Raw genomic sequence first — 19634 nt, 5'->3', positions numbered from 1 at the left:
AATTTTGTGTCCTGACTTTGTTGCAGTTTCACGGTAATACATCAAGTATTACCGCAAAACTGTGCCTCGTCAGTACGCAAAATTTACTCGCAAATCACTCTTGTTCAATTATGCGGTATTGCCTTAATGCTCAAATAGATGCGGAAAACGCTTCTCCATTCACCGTCCAGTGCGCTTTTCCGTCCTGCACATACAGCTCGGCGCCGCCGCGTTTGCAGCCGGCGTTCAGAAAAACAGCCGTGCCGTCCGGATTCAGACGGTAGAGATTGTAGCCGAAGTCCTCGGCGGCGCGGTAACGCTCAGTGTGCCCGAACACAAAGCCGACCATCGTGCCGTCGTCCAGAGAAACATAGTTGGTAAAATCAAAGCCTGCATACGGCGTCGCGCCAAGCTCGGACTGCTTCATCAGACCGCGCTCACGCTGATAGGCAGGGGACTCAAGATAAGCCATGCTGTTCGGATACAGCATCGCGTACGAGGGATATTTTTTGCCGGACGGGACAGCGCCAGAGCCGACCTCACCGACCTTTGTGCCGCAGTTCATGCAGAATTTTGCGCCGTCCGGCAGCTGTGTGCCGCAGTTCATGCAAAACATGGTAATCGCTCCTTTACATATACTTTAGTATATCGAGAGAGAGACCGTCTGTCAAATAGCCGTCACAGCCAAAATTCGAAAAAGCAAAAGAAAAACCGTCTTTTCAAAGAAAAGACGGTTTTCAGTGGCAGCCGAAGAAGGATTCGAACCCTCACAAACAGAGTCAGAGTCTGTCGTGCTACCTTTACACAATTCGGCTATTTGTTAAGTTTTACTGTCGTTTTTGATGACTCATCGCTGACGACTTGTTTAGTATATATCAGAATTCGGGATTCGTCAACCCTTTTTTCAAAAAAAATTAAAATTTTTTTCGGAAGGGGAAAACCGCCGGTTTTACGGCGGCCGTCCCTCGCGCTCAAGAGCCTCCCGCAGTTTCTCTAAGGCACGCTTTTCAATGCGTGAAACATAGCTGCGCGAAATACCCAGCCGCGCGGCGATCTCACGCTGCGGCAGGGGAGCTGCCAGACCGATGCCGTACCGCAGGCGGATGATCTCGCGTTCCCGCGGAGAGAGACAGCCTGCCAGCGCGCGGTGCATGGCATGGTATCGGTCCTGCTCCTCAACGGCGGAAAGACCGCTGTCCTCGCAGCAGATGATATCCTGCAGGGCAAGCGCATTGCCGTCGCCGTCCGACTCGAGCGTGTCCGAGAGCGAAAGCTCGCCCGCACTCTTGCGCTTCTGCCGGAAATACATTAGCAGCTCGTTCTGGATGCATTTGGAGGCGTATGTCGCCAGCCGGATATTCTTATCCGCCTTAAAGGTGTTCACGGCTTTGATGAGTCCAATCGTGCCGATGGACAGCAGATCGTCCTGCTCCGTACTTACAGCGTAATACTTTTTCACAATATGCGCTACCAGTCTGAGATTGTGCTCGATCAGCTTTTCCCGTGCCTCGGCATCCCCGTCCTGCTGCATGCGGCGCAGCAGAACCGCCTCCTCATCGGGCGTGAGCGGCTTGGGAAACGATCCGTCCGCGCCCTGTACACGCAGCACGAAGAAGAAAAATGCGCCGCCGAGCGCAAATAAAGCAGGGAAAAGCATGGTCAGCACCTCGTTTCGATAAGATACTGCTATTTTATGCTGTGAATAGCTTAAGTAGCACAAATAAAGAGGCAGTACCGCATAATACAGCAAGAGCGATTTACGAGTAAATTTTGCGTACTGATTAGGCGCGGTTTCGCAGCAATACTTTGTGTATTGCAAGAAATTGCGGCAGCGCGGATGGAACTCGCGCAAGGAACCGAGGCCGACATCAGGACACAAAATCTCCTAAAGCGCCGCAGCTGAATTATGTGGTATTGCCTCCAAAAAGGGCTTGTAATTTGACAGAATATCCAGTATAATATAGTGAGTATTTACAGCACATTGCATAGGGAGGTGTAACCATGGTTATGGCATTGGATAAAATGCCGGCTCTGTCGGATTACGGCTCGATCATCGCAAACTTTCTGCCGTTTGTAGTTCTGATCGTCGTATTCTACTTGTTCCTGATCCGTCCGCAGCGCAAGCGCGACAAGCAGGAGCGCGATATGCGTAACTCCATCGAGATCGGTGATGAGATCTCCACCATCGGTGGTTTTATCGGCCGCGTTGTCAGCATCAAGGACGACGTTCTGGTCATCGAGTCTTCGAGCGACCGCACGAAGCTCAAGATTTACCGCTGGGCGATCCGCGGTAAGGAGGCTCCGGCGACCGAGACGGTCGAGGCGCCCAAGGAAGCAAAGAAGGACGCAAAGTAATAACCCCATTTCTTGCCGAATAACATGACATATAAATAAAATTCGGCGGGAGGCTATGAAATGATGAGAAAAACCAATGAGGGTCAGTCGCCGGTCGGTATCCTTTTACCGTCGGTGCTTGCCGGATTGCTCGGTACTCTGCTGCTGATGCTGCTCGGTGCGGTGCTCGTTCACCGCGGCACATTGGCAGAGGGTGCAATAGCGCCTTGTGCGCTGGTGTTCCTTGCACTCGGCAGTGCGCTTGCCGCACTGGTCGCTGCAAAGCGCGCAGGCGAAAACCAGTTTTACTGGTCGCTCGGCGCGGGTTTTGCGGTTTTTCTGATCCTGCTGATCGTTGCGGTGCTGCCGCTCGGTCAATCCATTCATTTTGTACGCACGGTGATCAGCCTGCTCTGCTCGTTGATCGCCTCGGCACTGGGCGGTTACGCCGGTGCCAATATGCGGAAAAAGAAGCGTTACAGCCACATCAAAAAATAGGAGGGAAATCAAATGAAGCATATTTCTACCCTGACTTCTGCAACCCTGAAGCAGACTGCAGCACACGGCGGCTGCGGCGAGTGCCAGACTTCCTGCCAGTCCGCATGCAAGACCTCTTGCACCGTGGCAAACCAGAAGTGCGAGCACGCAAAGTAATCACGCTGAAAAGGAATATGCAAGGCGCGCCTGCGGGTGCGCCTTGTTCCTGTATATCGGAGGAAAATAAATGATTCATCGTTATCAGAAAAAAGGGCTGAATTTCGTGCTCGATGTCAACTCGGGCGCGGTACATCTGCTCGATGATATCAGCTATGCAGTGTCCGGACTGCTGGATGAAAACATGGGTGATACCTGTCCGCAGAGCATCATCGACGCCCTGCCGGACTACACCGCCGAGGACGTCCGCGAGGCATACGACGAGCTGTACGAGCTGAAAAAGGCCGGTCAGCTGTTCGCACAGGATGACTACATCGACGTAAGCCGCTACATTCCGGTGAATGCACCGGTCAAGGCCCTGTGCCTGCATGTAGCGCACGACTGCAACCTGCGCTGCAAGTACTGCTTCGCATCCACCGGCGACTTTGGTCAGGGCCGCAAGATCATGCCGCCTGAGATCGCCAAGAAGGCCATCGACTTTGTTATCGCGCGTTCCGGCGTGCGTCACAACATCGAGGTTGATTTCTTCGGCGGTGAGCCGCTCATGGCGTGGGATACCGTTACCCAGACGGTTGATTATGCCCGCAGCCTGGAGGAGAAGTATAACAAGAAGTTCCGCTTCACCATCACCACCAACGGCCTGCTGCTCGATGAGGACAAGCGCAAGTACATCAACGAGAATATGGACAACTGCGTGCTGTCGCTCGACGGCCGCCGTGAGGTCAACGACGAGTTCCGCAAGACGGTTGCCGGCACGGGCAGCTACGACACCATCGTGCCCAAGTTCAAGGCGTTGGTGGACGACCGCGACCCGAACCTCGACTACTACGCACGCGGCACGTTCACCTCGCACAACCTTGACTTTGCCGAGGACGTGCTGAGTATTGCGGATGCAGGCTTTGACCGTCTGTCCGTTGAGCCGGTAACGGCTGACCCGGGCTGCGGCTACGACTTGACCGAGGACGATCTGCCCAAGATCGAGGCCGAGTACGACCGTCTGACCGATATCATGCTCGAGCGTAAGAAGGAAGGCAAGCCGTTTACCTTCTTCCACTTCATGGTCGATCTGGATCAGGGTCCGTGCGTTGTCAAGCGTCTGCGCGGCTGCGGCGCGGGCTACGAGTACGTAGCCGTAACGCCGGACGGCGACATCTATCCCTGCCACCAGTTTGTCGGCAAGGATGAGTTCAAGCAGGGCAGTGTGCTCGACCAGTCCTTCAATATGGACATCGCGCAGAAGTTTGCCGGCATGAACATCTATTCTCGTCCGAAGTGTCAGAAGTGCTGGGCGAAGTTCTACTGCTCGGGCGGCTGCTCGGCGGCGAACTACAACATGAACCACGACATGAACGACTCCTACGACCTCGGCTGCGAGATGGAGCGTAAGCGTCTGGAATGTGCAATTTACCTAAAGGCAATGGATAAAATTTGTGCAAATCAGTCGAAGTGATGAATTGTAAAAAGAATCCGTAAAATCCGTTGCGAAACGGACTGTTTGTGCGTATAATTGCTCTTGTATTTGTACTGCCCTGTGAAGGAGATGATATTATGCCGCAGAATGTACTGGTTTCCGTGCTTGGTGAAGGTGAATATCTTCAGAAGCTGATCCGCGCCATCCTGGAGAAGGAGGTCGTACCGCAGCGCAATCTGTTCCTGTCCGCGAAGAATGCGGCGGCCTGCAAGGCTGCAGAGGGCTACGACGAGGTTCGTATCTGCGAGGACGAACTTGCTGCCATGATCAAGAGCGAGATTGTGCTGCTCACCGCTTCCAAGCGTGAAATGCCGACCGAGCTTGCCAAGATTTCCAGCAGTTCGCAAAAGCGCGTGGTAGTTTCCGTGTGCGACAGCGAAAAGGTGGATCTTGCGTACTTGGCTGATCGCATCGCCGCTGCAACCGAGCTGATCGCAGCCGTGCTGCACCGTGACGAGGAAGGCAAGCTGTATGCAACCTACGAGATCAACAAAAAGGCACGCCCGTTCCTGCGCCAGCCCTGCAAGGACATGGTGGACGCGATGTGCGAGATGATCAACGAGGAAGGCTAAGTCCGTCTGTTGTTCTAAAAAGATAAAACCGGGAATATGCTGTTCTATGACTTTTCCAAGGGGGAAGACGTATGAACAAACAGCATATTCTCGGTTTTTTTGACGATTTGGTGCGGACACCGGTGTTCCTGTTCCTGTGTGCGATGTTCCTGTGCGGTGCAGCGGCGGGCGGTCTGACCGGTCTGCGGGCCGGCGAAGGGGACGGCGCGGCAGTGCTTTCCGGTCTGCTGGCTGAATTGCCCGCGCATGTGGTGCAGAGCACGCTGTGCGCGCTCATCTGGGTGCTGCTGCCGCTCGTGTGCGCCTTTCTGCGCCCGAGAGAGCTGCTGCTGAGTGCGGTTGCCGCAGCACGCGGCTTTGTGCTTGCCATGACCGTCGCGGTCAGCGTGGGAGAAGGAAACGCCCTCATCATCGGAGCAGCCGGCGTACCCGCCGTGCTGAGCGTCTCCGCGCTGCTTGCCGCATGCTCTATGGTCTGGCAGGGCGGTGAAGCCACCGGACGGTATTCGCTTCGAACGTGCAGGATGCCGTATTTCCTGTGTATTACGCTCGCCGTGCTGAGCGCCCTCCTGAGGGCCGCGATAGCGGCACTGTGCAATGTGTAAGTTTATACAAAATGCACAAATGCACAGCCGGGATGGCGTGAAACATAGATTGAAAGTTTTGCAAAGAGTGAAGAGATTCTGCAAGGCAGGCGTTCAAAGAGGAAGGGACACCGTAGGTGTCCCTTCCTCTTTGCCCTTGCCGAAGGCACGGCAGTGTTGCAATTTCGACAAATCCATGCTAATATTTAGTTAGATTAACGAACTAACGGAGGGACAGCACGAACATGGAAGACGCAGAGCAGCTCAATTCCTTTCTGGTCGATGTGTTCGGCCGGATCAACAAAATCGAAGAACGCGCCATGGCGGGCGGACTGGGCAGCGCGGTGTCCATCACCGAAATCCACATCATCGAGAAGATCGGTGACAGGGAACCTGTGCGTATGAGCGAGGTTGCCAGGTCAATCGGCGTAACACTGGCTACGCTGACTGTTGCGTGCGACAAGCTGGTCTCCAAGGGACTGGTGCGCCGCGTACGCAGCCAGGAGGACCGCCGCGTCGTCAATATCATGCTCACCGACAAGGGCAGAGCCGCCTACGAGTATCACAAGGACTTTCACGAGCGCATGATCGCGTCTTTGGTGGATACGCTCTCGCCCGAGCAGACCGCGCTTTTAGCGCAGAGCTTGGAGAAACTGCAGGACTTCTTCCGCCACGAGGAAGCAGCCGTGGAGGGAGAAACCAATGGATAACCTGATATTCTGTCTGAATGCCACCGTGCCGATTTTTGCGATCATCGTGCTTGGCCGCTGGCTGCGCAGCAAAAACTTTTTCACCAAGCAGACGCTGACCGACATTGACCGTCTGTCGTTCAAGGTGCTGCTGCCGATCCTTTTGTTCCGCGATATCGCGCAGGGACGCATCACCGAGCAGTTCGACCCCGTGTTTTTCTTTTTCTGCGCGGGTGCGACGACGGTGTATTTTTTTGCCGTCTGGATCGGCGCGTTCCACTTTCTCAAGGATAAGAGCATGGTGGGAGCGTTCACACAGGGCGCTTTCCGCGGCTCGCAGGCGATTCTGGGCGTGGCATTTGTGCAGAATCTGTACGGAAATGCCGGTCTTGTGCCGCTGATGATCGTGGCAAGCGTGCCGCTGTACAACATCTTTTCGGTGTTGGTGCTGACTGTCACCGCGCCGGACGCACAGCAGGCGGACCACCGCGGTCTGGTCGGCAAAACGCTGCGCGGCATCATCACCAACCCGATCATACTGGGTATTTTCGCGGGTCTGCCGTTCTCGCTCCTGGCAATCGACTTTCCGCCGATGCTGGACAAGGGTCTGTCCATGCTGGGTAACTGTGCAACGCCGATGGCGCTGCTGAGCATCGGCGCGGGCTTTGAGGGCGCAAAGGCAATCAAAAAGCTGGGCCCGACCTGTGCAGCCGTGTTTATCAAGCTGGTGCTGCTGAGCGTTATCTTTCTGCCGATGGGCGTGGCGCTCGGCTTCCGCGAGCAGACGCTGGTGGCTATCGTCATCCTGTGCGGTGCGCCGAGCACAGCGTCCGGTTATGTTATGGCGAAAAATATGGGCGGTGATCATGTGCTGTCATCGTCGATCATTGTGCTCAGCACGGCGCTGAGTGCGGTTACGCTGACATTGACGCTGTTCATTCTGCGTTCGATGGCGCTTATTTAACGTAAGTTTTTCGCCTTCGAGGCGAGGGGAACGCCGGCGGTTTCGCCGGGGAAACCAAAAGGGTAGACACCTGCGGTTTCTACCCTCTTGGGACTCCCGTTTCCCTTTGGGAGAGCACGGCGAAATTTGCAGAGCTGAGACTATGGGGGAACGGCCGTACTGTTCATCTTCCGTAGGGGCGGCCAATGGCCGCCCATTTCTCAACCGCAGATGCTCAAGCTGTTTTCTGACTGCTACACAGATCGGTGACTCTACGCTGGGAGCGGCATGACAGTGCCGCTCAAATCGTTAGTCTGGAGATTGTAGACAGCACCTGCGAATGTAGACGCTTGGTAACATTTATCTTCGTAGGTGCCGTCTGTGATAACGCGCTCACGACTTGCGCGACATTGTTGTGTCGCGCCTGCTGGAAGTAGCCGGTCTGTGTAGCAGTAAGCTATCTGTGAACTGCGAATATTTTACGAAACAAACGCAAGAGTAACCCGACTGCCGTATCCTTTTTTCGCAGCGGTCGCCGGTCTCTGGTCTGCGCCAGACTATGACAGGAAACGGGTGATTCACAAGAGGGTAGAAACCTTGGTGTCTACCCTCTTGTGCCCCTGCCGGGTAGGCAAGATTCTCTCGCTTCGCAAGCGATAACTCATAAAATCAGCACAGATTTTGCAAAAGACGCAAAGAAAGGAGCCTCCGGCCATGCTGACATATCATCTCAAACCGCACGACCAACAGCCGCTCTACGAGCAGCTCTACCACGCTGTCCGCGCGGACATCATGTCCGGCGCCTTGCCCGGCGGCACACGCCTGCCGAGCAAACGCCAGCTGGCCGCAAATCTGCGCGTCAGCCAGATCACCGTGGAAACCGCCTACGGACAGCTTGCCGCCGAAGGCTATATCGCCTCTGCGCCAAGGCGCGGCTATTTTGTGCAGGAGCAGCTTGCTGTGCAGGTTTCCGAGCCACAGGAGTCGCCCGCACCGCCTTTGCCGCCGATTTTCGCCTCTGAGGAGACCTATCCTTATGATTTTCGCACGGATTTTGTCGATAACGGCTGCTTCCCGTTCTCCACATGGGCGCGGCTGTCGCGCAGTGTGCTGAGCGAATACTCGAGTGCGCTGCTCCGTGCGACCGACCCTTGCGGTGCGGCGGAACTTCGAGAGGAGATCGTGCGCTACCTGCACGACTTCCGCGGCATCAACGTCTCGCCGGACAACATCCTGATCGGCGCAGGCTCGGAGTATCTGATGCACCTTGTCATTCAGCTGCTCGGCCGCGATCGTGTGTACGCGCTCGAGAACCCCGGCTACCGCAAGCTGTACCAGATTTTCGCAGTGAACGGTGTGACCGTGCGTCCGACACCGCTGGACAAGCACGGTCTGCGTGCTGACGCGCTGGCCGCGAGTGACGCATCGGTGGTATACCTTACGCCGTCGCACCATTTCCCGCTGGGCACGGTCATGACGGCTGCCCGCCGACTGGAAATCCTCCGCTGGGCGTCCGAAGCGCCCGACCGCTACATCATCGAGGATGACTACGACAGCGAATTCCGCTATGCCTCTCGCCCGATTCCGGCGTTAGGCGAGCTGGATCGGACAGGCCGTGTCGTGTACGTCAACACCTTCGCGAAAAGCCTTGCCCCCGGACTGCGTATCGGCTATCTGGTGCTGCCGAATGCGCTGATGGCGCGCTATCGTGAACGGTTTTCGCGGTACTCGTCCACCGTGCCGAGCTTTGACCAGCACACGCTGGCGGCCTTCATGCACACCGGCGGCTTCGAGCGTCACATCAGCCGCAGCCGCAAGGTCTATCAGGCACGCCGCGACGCGCTCATGGCCGCGCTTGACCGCGAGCTGGCCGACCTGCCGCATGAGGTCTCGCGCTCGGAAGCCGGCCTGCACCTGCTGCTGCACATGCGTAACGGCATGCTCGAGCACGAACTTATTGAGCGCGCAAAGGCGGTCGGCGTGCGCGTTTACCCGCTTTCGGCGTACTATACGCCGCCGGTCAAGCCGCCGCGGGCAACGCTCGTGCTCGGCTATGCCGGTCTGACCGAACAGCAGATCGACGAGGCGGCAAAGCTGCTCAAGCAAGCCTGGACAAAATAAATGCAACCCGAAGTGCGATAAATTTCTGCGAAAATTTGTAGCACTTCGGGTTTTTATTTCGTATTACCGGTGAAAGGAGGATGGAGTATGACCGCAAAAACACCCGAACAACTCGTCAGCGTCTACGGCGACATGGTATACCGGCTGGCGTATGCGCAGACGCGCAGCCGTCACGACGCGGACGATATTTTTCAGGAGGTCTTTCTCCAAATCGTGCGTAAAAGGCCGGTTTTCGACAGCGAGGAGCACGAAAAGGCATGGCTGCTGCGGGTGACGCTCAACTGCCTGAAAAGCCACTGGCGCATGGCATGGCGGCGGCACGACACACCGCTCGATGACCGCATTCCGTTTCCCGAGCCGGAGGACAGTGTACTGGATGAAGCCCTGCGGCGGCTGACGCCCAAGTACCGCACAGTAGTGCATTTATTCTACTGCGAGGGCTACACCGCGGAGGAGATTGCGCGCATGAGCGGGGAAAAACCGTCTACCATTCGCACACGGCTGACACGCGCACGGGCACAGCTGCGCGAATTGATGAAAGGAGAGCTGGACGATGGATTTTCACAAGCAGTACCGCGGCATGAATGAGAATATCACGCCGAGCGACGCACTGGTGCAGCAGACGATCGCGAAAATGCAGAGCGGCAGGCCGCACAGAGCGCGAAAACCGCTCAAGATCATTATTGCGGTTGCGGCGGCACTGGCCTGCGTGAGCACCGCTGTAGCCGCCAATCAGGAGGCGGTCCTGCGGGTGCTGTACAAAATTGCGCCCGGCATGGCGGAGTACCTGCAGCCGGTCGGGCAGGTCTGCGAGGACCGGGGCGTTAAGCTGGAGGTCGTTTCGGCGGACGTGGAAGGCAGCACGGCAAAGGTGTATTTGTCGCTGACCGACACCACGGGCAGCCTGTTCGGCGATGCCGCACCGGATCTGTATGACAGCTGGCATTTGGATTATCCGCGCTGGGGCAGAGCTGCACCGCTGTCCTGCGGCTGCTCGACGGTTGACTACGACCCAAGTACCCACACGGCAACGTATTTTCTTCAAATTGACGATTTGGGAGGAGATATTCCGGCAGGCGCGTTCGAGTTTTCGTTTAACAAGCTGCTGATTGGTAAAGTGGAACAGGAAGGCGTTCCGGTAACGGCAGATTTGTCCGCTGTGCCGCAGAATGCACCGACCGAGAACCACGATATCAACGGTCTGAGTGCGTCGGATATCTCGCTGTACGAAACCATGCACGACTATGATTTTCTTGTTCCGCAGGGCACGCTTTGGCAGAGCGAGGACGGCAATGTTACGCTCACTGCGGCAGCGTGGCACGATGGTGCACTGCACCTGTCATACCGCACGGAAGGCAAGCTGTCGCGCGACAACCATGCGGATTTTGCGGTACTCTGCATGACGGACGGCACTGAGCTTTGGCGAGATTACGACGTTTCCTACGTCGATTCTGACGCGGACGCAGAAGTCACCGAGTACGTTTTCCCGATGGCATACGAGGATGTTGCCGGCTGTACACTTACCGGTGATCTCTACACCGCAAGCAATCGGATGGACGGCAGATGGGCGATTTCCTTCCGGCTGACGCAGTAACGCAAAATGAGGACATATCCGGTAGATATGTCCTCATTTTTTATCCGTTTTATCCTTTTTCTTCACCGAATGCGCGAACACGACTGATTTATCACCGAATTTCTGCCGTAGCGCGTCAACCGTCTGGTCGAGCTTATGCTGACGGTCGCGCTTCTGGATATCCTCGGCGGCATCAAACAGCGAAAGCTGCTCGCACGACTGATTTTCCGGCAGCAGATTGGCAGCCGTGACCGACAGCAGGCGCACCGGCTTGTCCATCGGCCAATGCTCGAGCAGCAGCTGCATGGACAGATCGATGAGCGTCCGCGTGGAGTTGGTCGGCCGCTCAAGCGTTACCTGTCGTGAGCGGTTGTGAAATTCCGGGTCGCGGATGCCGAGCTGTACGGTCTGGCACACCATGCCGCGTTTTCGCAAACGTCTGCCGACATTGTCGCACAGCGCCGTAATACCCATGCGGCATTCGTCCGCGCCGAGCAGATTGTGCGCGAACGTCATGCTGTTGCCGACCGATTTGACCTCACGTTCTGCGTAAAACGAGCGCACAGGCTCATCGTCCTCGCCTCTGGCGTAACGCAGCAGAAGATCGCCGTTTTTGCCCAGAATGCTGTGGATAAACGCCGGATCGCAGGCTGCCAGCTCGCCGATCGTGCGCACGCCCAGTCGGCTCAGCCGGTCGCTGGCGCGTTTGCCGACATACAGGAGTGTGTTCGCGGGCAAGGTCCACACGCGCTGCTTGAAATTTTCGCGCGAAAAGACCGTCGTGCCGTCCGGCTTTTTGTAATCGCTGCCGAGCTTGGCGAACGCGCGGTTGAACGACACGCCGACCGAGATGGTCAGTCCGACCTCCTCGCGCATGCGGCGGCGCAGCTCGTCCGCGATATGCTCGCCGGAGCCGAACAGGTGCATCGATCCGGTGACATCGAGGAAGGATTCGTCAATGCCGAACGGATCGACAAGATCGGTGTACTGCAGGTACAGCTCGTTGCATTTGCGCGAAAACTTCACATATTCGCTCCGATGCGGTGCTACCAGCCGTAAATCCGGGCATTTCCGTTTCGCCTGCCAGATGGTCTCGGCAGTTTGTACGCCGAAGGCTTTGGCCTTCTCGTTCTTGGCGAGAATGATGCCGTGGCGGCTCTCCGGATCACCGCAGACCGCGGTCGGACCATCGGCGAGCGACGGGTCGAGCAGCGTTTCCACACTCGCGAAAAACGAGTTGCAGTCGCAGTGCAGAATGGTTCTGTCCATCGGTCATCATCTCCTTTCGAACGAATGTTTGCATTGTATAACTGCATTATATCCGAAAAAAATGTGCTTGACAAGTGGGAGAATGAGGTGCATACTGTATTTGCAAGCAAGGGTGCCGTGATGAGCGGCTGAGAGGGCGAGAGCCTAACCTTTTGAACCTGTTGGTTAGCACCATCGTAGGGAAGCTGTCGCATACACTTGAAATTTTAATGCTCCGGTTTTACCGAATGGTGAAACCGGAGCATTTTTTCTTGCGGAAAAGAGGATATTTGCATGAAAGTAAACGGTAACGAACGCGCTGTTCCCGCAGAAGAAACCGTACTGGCGCTGCTGAAGGAGCTGGGTCATGACCCGCAGCGCGTGGCTGTCGAGAAGAACGGCACCATCATTCCGCGCGCGCAGTTCGCGGAAGAGAAGCTGACCGATGCCGACCATCTGGAAGTCGTATGCTTCGTGGGCGGCGGCTGATATTCTTCGATTGAAACTACAGTTTCAATCGAGAGGGGACATATCCGCGTTTTACGCAGTATGTCCCAAAGAAATTTGCGCGCCGCGAGCGGCACACACATTTGTTACTGGTATGAAAACCGAGATACATACTCCCGGTTTTCATAGAAATTGCAATGCAATTTCCGATTAAATGCACGCTGCGCGTGATTACAGGAGAAAAATCATGATTTTAACCAAAGAACAACTGCACGACGCACTGGTGGAACGCCACGGCGTGGAAATTCAGGCTAAGCTAGACAAGGCGTGTGTCGGCATTGCGGGTCTGGGTGGGCTTGGCTCCAACCTTGCGATTTTTCTGGCGCGGCTGGGTGTCGGTCATCTCATCCTCGTGGATTTCGATGTGGTGGACATCACCAACCTCAACCGACAGCATTACACGATGAAAGACCTCGGCATTCCGAAAACGCTCGCACTTGTCGAGCAGCTTGAGGCCATCAATCCCTATCTCACCTACGAGACTTACACCGAGCGGGTCGTTCCGTCCAACGTGGAGCGGCTGTTCTCCGGCTGTGATGTGGTCGTGGAGGCGTTTGACAAGCCGGATCAGAAGGCTATGCTGCTCGAGAATCTGCTTACCAGACTGCCGGAAAAGCCGGTCGTATCGGGCAGCGGCATGGCAGGCTACGGCTCGGCGAACCTGATCAAGACCGAAAAACGCTTCGGCCATGTGTACCTCTGCGGCGACGGTACAAGCGATGTAGCCGACGGTCTCGGTCTGATGGCGCCGCGCGTAGCGGTCTGCTCGGCACACGAGGGAACCATGGTGCTACGTCTGCTCATTGGCGAAACGGAGCCGTAAATAGAAAATGGAGAACGGAAGCCGCAGCTTTCATTCTCCACTCTCCATTATTCTTTCGGCTGATCGGAACCGCAGTGCGCGCATTTCACGGCCTTGATTGGAATTTCGCTGCAGCAGAACGGGCACGTTTTGGTGGTCGGCTCTGCGGGTGCTTCCGGCTTTTTGCCGAGCGCAGTCAGCTTATTAACCGCTTTGAGCAGACAGAACAGCACGAACGCCATGATCAAAAAGTTGATGATCGAGGTGATGAATGCACCGTAGCGCAGTTCCACACCGCCGAGGTTCAGCACGAAACCGCTTAAATCGGTGCCGCCGAACAGGCCGAGGATCGGGTTGATAAGGTTTTCGGTCAGTGAAGTTACAATGCTGGTGAATGCACCGCCGATGATAACACCGATCGCCATGTCCATCACGTTGCCGCGCAGCGCGAAGGCTTTGAATTCTTCGATAAACTTTTTCACTTTTACGTTCCCCTTTCTTATTTATACTATCAGTTTACACGTTTCCCTTAAATGGGTCAAGAAAAAGGAGTTTTTCACATGAAAGATACACTTATAATCGGCGGACACGAGTTCCAGTCCCGCTTTATCCTTGGTTCCGGCAAGTATTCGCTCGACCTGATCAATGCTGCTGTGCAGAATGCAGGCGCACAGATCATCACGCTGGCACTGCGCCGAGCAAATGAGGGCGGCACGGCTAACATCCTCGACTATATTCCGGAGGGCGTAACGCTGCTGCCGAACACCTCGGGTGCCCGCAATGCCGACGAGGCAGTTCGCATTGCGCGTCTGTCGCGTGCGTGCGGCTGCGGCGATTTCGTCAAGATCGAAATCATGCGCGACAGCAAGTACCTGCTGCCGGACAATCAGGAGACCATCCGCGCGACCGAGATTCTCGCAAACGAAGGCTTTGTTGTCATGCCGTATATGTATCCCGATCTGAACGTTGCGCGTGATCTGGTCAACGCGGGTGCGGCCTCCATCATGCCGCTGGCGGCTCCGATCGGTACGAATAAGGGTCTTGCTACCCGCGAGTTCATCAAGATTTTGATTGATGAAATTGATCTGCCGATCATCGTGGACGCAGGCATCGGCCGTCCGTCGCAGGCTTGCGAAGCGATGGAGATGGGCGCGGCAGCTATCATGGCCAACACCGCGATTGCCACCGCAGGCGATATTCCGGCGATGGCTGAGGCGTTCAAGCAGGCGATTGAGGCAGGCCGCACGGCATACCTTGCCGGTCTGGGCCGTGTCCGTGAGACAGCTTCGGCATCCTCTCCGCTGACCGGTTTCCTGCAGGATTAAGACGGAAAGAGGGATATTTGTGATGGAAAACGAAAGAAATGAAATGATTTCCGCGAAATACATCACCGCTGATACCGACCACATGGAGTACCAGCCGGGTATGGACAACATCGGCTCCGAGGTGCAGGACGAGGTCATTTCCCGCATGAACGCCTATGACGCGGATGCCTATACGGCGGCTGATGTGCTGCGTGCGCTTCGCAAGGACGTTCTCTCGCCGGAGGACTTCGGCGCACTGCTGTCTCCCGCGGCGCTGCCGTTCCTTGAGCAGATGGCGCAGCGCGCACAGGCCGAAACGCGCAAGCATTTCGGCAACTCGGTGCAGATGTTCACGCCGCTGTATATCGCCAATTACTGCGAAAATTACTGCATTTACTGCGGTTTTAACTGTCATAACAAGATTCGCCGTGCCAAGCTGGATATGGACGAGATCGAACAGGAGCTGAAGGCCATCGCGGAGACCGGTCTGCAGGAAATCCTCATGCTGACCGGCGAGAGCCGTGCCATGTCGCCGGTATCCTACATCGGTGAAGCCGTTAAGCTGGCGCGTAAGTATTTCCGTGTCATCGGCATCGAGATTTATCCGCTCAACGTGGATGAGTACGCTTATCTGCACGAGTGCGGTGTGGACTACGTTACCGTATTTCAGGAGACCTATGACGACCAGAAGTACAAAACCCTGCACCTCGGCGGTCACAAGCGCATTTTCCCGTATCGCCTGAATGCGCAGGAGCGTGCACTGATGGGCGGCATGCGCGGTGTCGGCTTTGCGGCGCTGCTCGGTCTGTCCGACTTCCGAAAGGACGCGTTTGCGACCGGTCTGCACGCGTACCTGCTGCAGCGCAAGTATCCGCACGCAGAGATTGCTTTCTCGTGTCCGCGTCTGCGCCCGATCATCAATAACGATAAGATCAATCCGAAGGACGTGCACGAGCCGCAGCTGCTGCAGGTGGTATGTGCCTACCGCATCTTCATGCCGTTCGCGTCCATCACTATCTCGACCCGCGAGCGCGCGGGCTTCCGCGATAATATCATCGGCATCGCCGCCACCAAGATTTCCGCCGGCGTAGACGTCGGTATCGGCGGTCACTCCGGCGAGGATAAGGGAGATGAGCAGTTCGAGATTTCGGACGGCCGTTCGGTCGATGAGGTATATAACGCAATCGTAGAGCATAATCTGCAGCCTGTAATGGCAGATTATCTGTATGTTTAACACATTTCTGCTGTATTTTGCCGAAGGCAAAACAAGCAGAACAGGCGCACCGCAGTGCGCCGCATAAAATTCCCTAAGAAAGTCAGGGCGTGTACCTGACTTTCTTACCACTGCCCGCGCCGCTGCGGCGCGGCCTCGTTTGCTGTGCAAACGAGAGGGGGATATCCGGACAAGTTTCCCTGGGAACTTATTCGGTATCTAAGGGGGACGGAGTCCCCCTTAGAACAAGGCTTGTCAGCCGCCGAAGTGCGGCAATCTGCTGAGGACAGAGCGCACCGCATGCCACTGCAGATTTATATGAAAACCGCACTCCGGAAGCAATAAATTTTATTCCGAAGGAGTATCAGTAAGCCATGAGAAATTATGCAACGCAGATGGATGCCGCAAAGCGCGGTATCGTCACGCCGGAGATCGAAATGGTCGCCAAAAAGGAGAACCGTCCGGTCGAGTTCATCATGGAACGAGTCGCAAAGGGTACGATTGCGATTCCGGCGAACATCAATCACAAAAGCCTGTCCGCAGAGGCGGTCGGCGACGGCACCCGCGTAAAGATCAATGTCAATCTCGGCATTTCGGGTGACTGCAAGGACTACGAGATGGAGCTGCGCAAGGTGCGCATGGCCGTTGACATGGGCGCGGAGTCCATCATGGATCTGTCCAACTACGGCAAGACCAACACCTTCCGCAAGCAGCTGATCGACATGTCGCCGGCGATGATCGGCACCGTGCCGATGTACGACGCGATCGGGTATCTGGAAAAGGATCTGCTCGAGATCACCGCACAGGATTTCCTCAAGGTTGTTGAGGCGCACGCCAAGGAGGGTGTGGACTTCATGACCATTCATGCGGGTATCAATCGCCGTGCGGTCGAAGCCTTTATGCGTGAGGGCCGCAGGATGAACATCGTCTCCCGCGGCGGCTCGCTGCTGTTCGCGTGGATGAAGATGACCGGCAATGAGAATCCGTTCTTCGAGTATTACGACGAGGTGCTGGACATTCTCCGCCGCTACGACGTTACCATTTCGCTGGGTGACGCACTGCGTCCGGGCTGCATTGATGATGCGTCCGACGCGGGTCAGATCAGCGAGCTGATCGAGCTGGGCAATCTTGCACAGCGTGCGTGGGCGAAGGACGTGCAGGTTATGATCGAAGGCCCCGGCCATATGGCGATGAACGAGGTTGCGGCCAATATGCAGATGGAAAAGCGCCTTTGCCATGGAGCGCCTTTCTATGTCCTCGGGCCGCTCGTTACCGACATTGCACCGGGTTACGACCATATCACCTCGGCCATCGGCGGCGCCATCGCCGCACAGGCCGGCGCGAACTTCCTGTGCTACGTTACACCGGCGGAGCACCTGCGCCTGCCGGATGAAAATGACGTGCGCGAGGGCATCGTTGCCAGCAAGATCGCAGCCCATGCCGCCGATATCGCACTCGGTTTGCCCGGTGCGCGTGACCGCGATAACGCAATGGCGGACGCGCGTCATAAGCTGGACTGGCCCGCGCAGTTCGCGCTGGCACTCGACCCGGAAAAGGCCGAGCGCTTCTATAATCAGGTTCCGCCGACCGAGCGTCATACCTGCTCGATGTGCGGTAAAATGTGCGCCGTGCGTACCACAAATATGATCCTTGAGGGCAAAGAAGTCAAATTCTGCTCGGAAAAGGGCGCATGCTGATGCTTCGGAATAAAAAAGAGCGGTCGGGAGACCGCTCTTTTTTGAAGCTGTCGAAAAACTAACGTTTTTCGAGCCGCCTCTCGATAAAAACCACGCTTTCGGTCGAATTCTGAAGAAAAATCGCGCCTTGCAGGCAGGATTCTGTTTGCTTCGCAAGTGTTCGATCTCGATTTGGCAATCAAACAAACAAAACCGGCACATAAGGAGAAAAACCTCTGTATATGCCGGTTTTCGCTTGCAGCTAAGAAAAATACTGGTGTCTCAGCTCCAGATTGTACGCAAGCAGCGTCCGTAGCCGCTTTTTGCCGCGGGAGCAGTGCCGCGATACCGCCGATGGACTGATCCCGAGCCGTTCGGCGCACTGCTTGCAGGATAATCCCTCCACCTCGATCATCCACAGCACCTCGTACTGCCGCGGTGTCAGCTGCTCGCGCATGGCCCGGAAGAAGGCCGTGCGGAATGCCTGCCGGAAGCCGCGGTCGTCCTCCGCGAGCAGACCGAGATACTGCCGGTAGGCCAGCCGTGTCGCTGTGTGCTCAGACAGCGCGACAGTCCGCATGCGCGTCACCTTCTTCGCTGTGGTCGTGGTAGTGCTCCATCAGGAATACGGTCTGGCGGCTTTCGTTGATCAGCGTCTGCAGGAATTTCGCGCGCTGCTTGAGCCGGTAGCGCACCTCCGGCTGACGCGTACGCTTCTGTGCCGCCTGAAGCTGCTTGATACGCAGCTCCAGCAGAGCGACATTTACACGGTATTCCTGCGCCATCTCACACAATTTCATGGCGACCCCTCCTTACAATATACGAACAAATGTTCGATTCTTTATGTCCCTTATAATACAACATAAAGTATGAGTTGTCAATGAAAAACTATATTTTGTGTTATATTCCTAAAATCCGCATCATACATTGTGGTAGAGAGGGAAGGAGGGGATACCATGCACAGACTGCTGCTGACCGGCGTCGGACTGGTGCTGGTGCTGTATTTGCTGCCGGTATTTTACCCATCGGAAACGGACAAGACGGAGCCGCAGGCACCCACAGAAAGCGTCACAGCGGCAGCGACAGGCGGTTCGGACATCACGGTTCTGGTGAACGGCAAGGCGCAGGAAATGCCGCTGGAGACCTATGTGGAAGGCGTGACGGCGGCAGAGATTGCGGACGATTTTCCGGTTGAAGCCATCCGCGCACAGGCGGTCGCAGCGCGGACGTACGCGGTGTATAAGCAGTCGAGAGGACGGCCGGCAGAGCATCCGGATGCGGACGTCTGCGACGATTACAGCCATTGTGCGGCATACCAGCCGGACGCGGTCAAGACGTTCAGTGTCGGCTATTCGCGGATACGCAAGGCGGTCAAGGACACAGCAGGGCAGATCCTGACCTGCGACGGTGCACCGATTGCGGCTGTGTTCCACTGCGTCAGCGGTCCGAAGACCGAGTCTGCCGCCGATGTCTGGGGCGAGGATATTCCGTATCTGCAGAGCGTGGTCAGTCCGGGCGGCACGCAGTACGCCGGATACGAGAGCGCGGTGACACTAACGGCGGATGCGTTCCGCGAAAAGGTCGCGCAGACTCTGCCCAAAGCGGATGTGAGCGGCAAGCCCGACCGCTGGTTTGCGTCCTCGGTGCGCTCGGCGGCTGGCGGCGTGAAAACCGTGAAGCTCGGCGGCGTGACCGTCGAGGGAACCGCAGTGCGGGCGCTGTTCGGCCTGCAGTCCACGAATTTCACCATCACAACCACCGAGGACAGTATTACGTTTCACACCATCGGATACGGACATGGTGTTGGTCTGTCGCAGTATGGTGCTAAATATATGGCGGAGGGGGGAAGCGATTACACGGAAATACTGGCTCACTATTATCCGCATACAGAGTTGAAATTGGAGAGCAGAGAGTGAAGAGAATGGAAAATGGGAAGATTGCGAACTATGTTCGCATATAAAATG

23 protein-coding genes, 1 tRNA gene and 1 riboswitch are annotated in these 19634 nt (G+C 56.2%); of the genes, 17 read left to right on the top strand and 7 right to left on the bottom strand.

Annotated elements, in window-relative coordinates; all coding sequences use genetic code 11:
• Nucleotides 1–130: 130 nt before the first annotated feature.
• The 3 genes from ACWVX6_RS04835 to sigK form a co-directional block, all read right to left on the bottom strand.
• Nucleotides 131–595 carry a zinc ribbon domain-containing protein gene (locus tag ACWVX6_RS04835; RefSeq protein ID WP_455152493.1) on the bottom strand — a complete coding sequence of 155 codons (465 nt, stop codon included), beginning with the start codon at nucleotides 593–595 and terminating at the stop codon, nucleotides 131–133.
• 125 nt (nucleotides 596–720) lie between these two features.
• Nucleotides 721–794, bottom strand: a tRNA-Gln gene (locus ACWVX6_RS04830).
• 134 nt (nucleotides 795–928) lie between these two features.
• On the bottom strand, nucleotides 929–1636 hold the full coding sequence (sigK, locus tag ACWVX6_RS04825) for an RNA polymerase sporulation sigma factor SigK (RefSeq protein WP_455152492.1): 708 nt from the start codon (nucleotides 1634–1636) through the stop codon (nucleotides 929–931).
• A 344-nt stretch (nucleotides 1637–1980) separates the two neighbouring features.
• On the opposite strand from sigK, the gene yajC reads away from it, so the two are divergent.
• The 11 genes from yajC (at nucleotide 1981) to ACWVX6_RS04770 (ending at nucleotide 10941) form a co-directional block, all read left to right on the top strand.
• Nucleotides 1981–2334, top strand: a complete 354-nt coding sequence (gene yajC / locus ACWVX6_RS04820; RefSeq protein ID WP_455152491.1) for a preprotein translocase subunit YajC — start codon at nucleotides 1981–1983, stop codon at nucleotides 2332–2334.
• 60 nt (nucleotides 2335–2394) lie between these two features.
• Nucleotides 2395–2811, top strand: coding sequence for a TIGR04086 family membrane protein (locus ACWVX6_RS04815; RefSeq protein WP_110435349.1), 417 nt, complete (start codon nucleotides 2395–2397; stop codon nucleotides 2809–2811).
• A 12-nt stretch (nucleotides 2812–2823) separates the two neighbouring features.
• Nucleotides 2824–2967, top strand: coding sequence for a six-cysteine ranthipeptide SCIFF (gene scfA / locus ACWVX6_RS04810; protein ID WP_110435348.1), 144 nt, complete (start codon nucleotides 2824–2826; stop codon nucleotides 2965–2967).
• 70 nt (nucleotides 2968–3037) lie between these two features.
• Nucleotides 3038–4417 (top strand): thioether cross-link-forming SCIFF peptide maturase, encoded by a 1380-nt coding sequence (gene scfB / locus ACWVX6_RS04805; protein ID WP_455152490.1) that lies wholly within the window; start codon nucleotides 3038–3040, stop codon nucleotides 4415–4417.
• Between the two features lie 98 nt (nucleotides 4418–4515).
• Nucleotides 4516–5010, top strand: coding sequence for an NAD(P)-binding domain-containing protein (locus tag ACWVX6_RS04800; protein WP_117751056.1), 495 nt, complete (start codon nucleotides 4516–4518; stop codon nucleotides 5008–5010).
• A gap of 71 nt (nucleotides 5011–5081) precedes the next feature.
• A complete protein-coding gene (locus ACWVX6_RS04795; RefSeq protein WP_118728818.1) occupies nucleotides 5082–5615 on the top strand; it encodes a hypothetical protein in 534 nt (177 codons plus the stop codon).
• A gap of 224 nt (nucleotides 5616–5839) precedes the next feature.
• Entirely contained in the window at nucleotides 5840–6304 is a 465-nt protein-coding gene (locus tag ACWVX6_RS04790; protein ID WP_118359970.1) for a MarR family winged helix-turn-helix transcriptional regulator, read from the top strand.
• Nucleotides 6297–7247, top strand: coding sequence for an AEC family transporter (locus ACWVX6_RS04785; protein WP_455152489.1), 951 nt, complete (start codon nucleotides 6297–6299; stop codon nucleotides 7245–7247). The genes ACWVX6_RS04790 and ACWVX6_RS04785 overlap by 8 nt, the downstream gene beginning before the upstream one ends.
• A 693-nt stretch (nucleotides 7248–7940) precedes the next feature.
• Nucleotides 7941–9347, top strand: coding sequence for a MocR-like pyridoxine biosynthesis transcription factor PdxR (pdxR, locus tag ACWVX6_RS04780; protein ID WP_455152488.1), 1407 nt, complete (start codon nucleotides 7941–7943; stop codon nucleotides 9345–9347).
• Between the two features lie 87 nt (nucleotides 9348–9434).
• Nucleotides 9435–9935, top strand: coding sequence for an RNA polymerase sigma factor (locus ACWVX6_RS04775; protein ID WP_455152487.1), 501 nt, complete (start codon nucleotides 9435–9437; stop codon nucleotides 9933–9935).
• The gene (locus tag ACWVX6_RS04770) at nucleotides 9901–10941 is read left to right on the top strand and encodes a hypothetical protein (RefSeq protein WP_455152486.1); all 1041 of its coding nucleotides are present in this window, start codon (nucleotides 9901–9903) and stop codon (nucleotides 10939–10941) included. Before ACWVX6_RS04775 ends, ACWVX6_RS04770 begins: the two co-directional genes overlap by 35 nt.
• A gap of 33 nt (nucleotides 10942–10974) precedes the next feature.
• Here the strand turns inward: ACWVX6_RS04770 and dinB are convergent, their stop codons facing one another.
• Nucleotides 10975–12189, bottom strand: a complete 1215-nt coding sequence (gene dinB / locus ACWVX6_RS04765; RefSeq protein WP_455152485.1) for a DNA polymerase IV — start codon at nucleotides 12187–12189, stop codon at nucleotides 10975–10977.
• Nucleotides 12190–12287: 98 nt separating this feature from the next.
• Nucleotides 12288–12390, top strand: a riboswitch (TPP riboswitch).
• 72 nt (nucleotides 12391–12462) lie between these two features.
• On the opposite strand from dinB, the gene thiS reads away from it, so the two are divergent.
• Together thiS and thiF are read left to right on the top strand one after the other, a co-directional pair.
• On the top strand, nucleotides 12463–12657 hold the full coding sequence (gene thiS / locus ACWVX6_RS04760) for a sulfur carrier protein ThiS (RefSeq protein WP_455152484.1): 195 nt from the start codon (nucleotides 12463–12465) through the stop codon (nucleotides 12655–12657).
• 205 nt (nucleotides 12658–12862) lie between these two features.
• Nucleotides 12863–13498, top strand: coding sequence for a sulfur carrier protein ThiS adenylyltransferase ThiF (gene thiF, locus ACWVX6_RS04755; protein WP_455152483.1), 636 nt, complete (start codon nucleotides 12863–12865; stop codon nucleotides 13496–13498).
• A 47-nt stretch (nucleotides 13499–13545) separates the two neighbouring features.
• On the opposite strand, the gene mscL is transcribed toward thiF, so the two are convergent.
• Nucleotides 13546–13959, bottom strand: a complete 414-nt coding sequence (gene mscL, locus ACWVX6_RS04750; RefSeq protein ID WP_418374967.1) for a large conductance mechanosensitive channel protein MscL — start codon at nucleotides 13957–13959, stop codon at nucleotides 13546–13548.
• A gap of 78 nt (nucleotides 13960–14037) precedes the next feature.
• On the opposite strand from mscL, the gene ACWVX6_RS04745 reads away from it, so the two are divergent.
• The 3 genes from ACWVX6_RS04745 to thiC all read left to right on the top strand — a co-directional run bounded on the left by ACWVX6_RS04745 (nucleotide 14038) and on the right by thiC (nucleotide 17691).
• Nucleotides 14038–14802: a thiazole synthase gene (locus tag ACWVX6_RS04745; protein WP_455152482.1), complete on the top strand. Its 765-nt coding sequence runs from the start codon at nucleotides 14038–14040 to the stop codon at nucleotides 14800–14802.
• A 22-nt stretch (nucleotides 14803–14824) separates the two neighbouring features.
• On the top strand, nucleotides 14825–16015 hold the full coding sequence (thiH, locus tag ACWVX6_RS04740; RefSeq protein WP_455152481.1) for a 2-iminoacetate synthase ThiH: 1191 nt from the start codon (nucleotides 14825–14827) through the stop codon (nucleotides 16013–16015).
• Nucleotides 16016–16368: 353 nt separating this feature from the next.
• Entirely contained in the window at nucleotides 16369–17691 is a 1323-nt protein-coding gene (gene thiC, locus ACWVX6_RS04735; protein ID WP_455152480.1) for a phosphomethylpyrimidine synthase ThiC, read from the top strand.
• Nucleotides 17692–17932: 241 nt separating this feature from the next.
• Here thiC and ACWVX6_RS04730 read toward each other — a convergent pair whose 3' ends face one another.
• Both ACWVX6_RS04730 and ACWVX6_RS04725 read right to left on the bottom strand, forming a co-directional pair.
• Entirely contained in the window at nucleotides 17933–18250 is a 318-nt protein-coding gene (locus ACWVX6_RS04730) for an RNA polymerase sigma factor (RefSeq protein WP_110435333.1), read from the bottom strand.
• Nucleotides 18228–18470, bottom strand: a complete 243-nt coding sequence (locus ACWVX6_RS04725) for a hypothetical protein (protein ID WP_118359956.1) — start codon at nucleotides 18468–18470, stop codon at nucleotides 18228–18230. The genes ACWVX6_RS04730 and ACWVX6_RS04725 overlap by 23 nt, the downstream gene beginning before the upstream one ends.
• Before the next feature lie 156 nt (nucleotides 18471–18626).
• Here ACWVX6_RS04725 and spoIID point away from each other — a divergent pair, with 156 nt between their 5' ends.
• Nucleotides 18627–19586 (top strand): stage II sporulation protein D, encoded by a 960-nt coding sequence (gene spoIID / locus ACWVX6_RS04720; protein ID WP_455152479.1) that lies wholly within the window; start codon nucleotides 18627–18629, stop codon nucleotides 19584–19586.
• Nucleotides 19587–19634 lie beyond the last annotated feature (48 nt).

It is taken from the genome of Butyricicoccus sp., from assembly GCF_977037065.1.
Note: the sequence above shows the minus strand (reverse complement) of the source record. Positions and strands in the feature narration are given on the sequence as shown.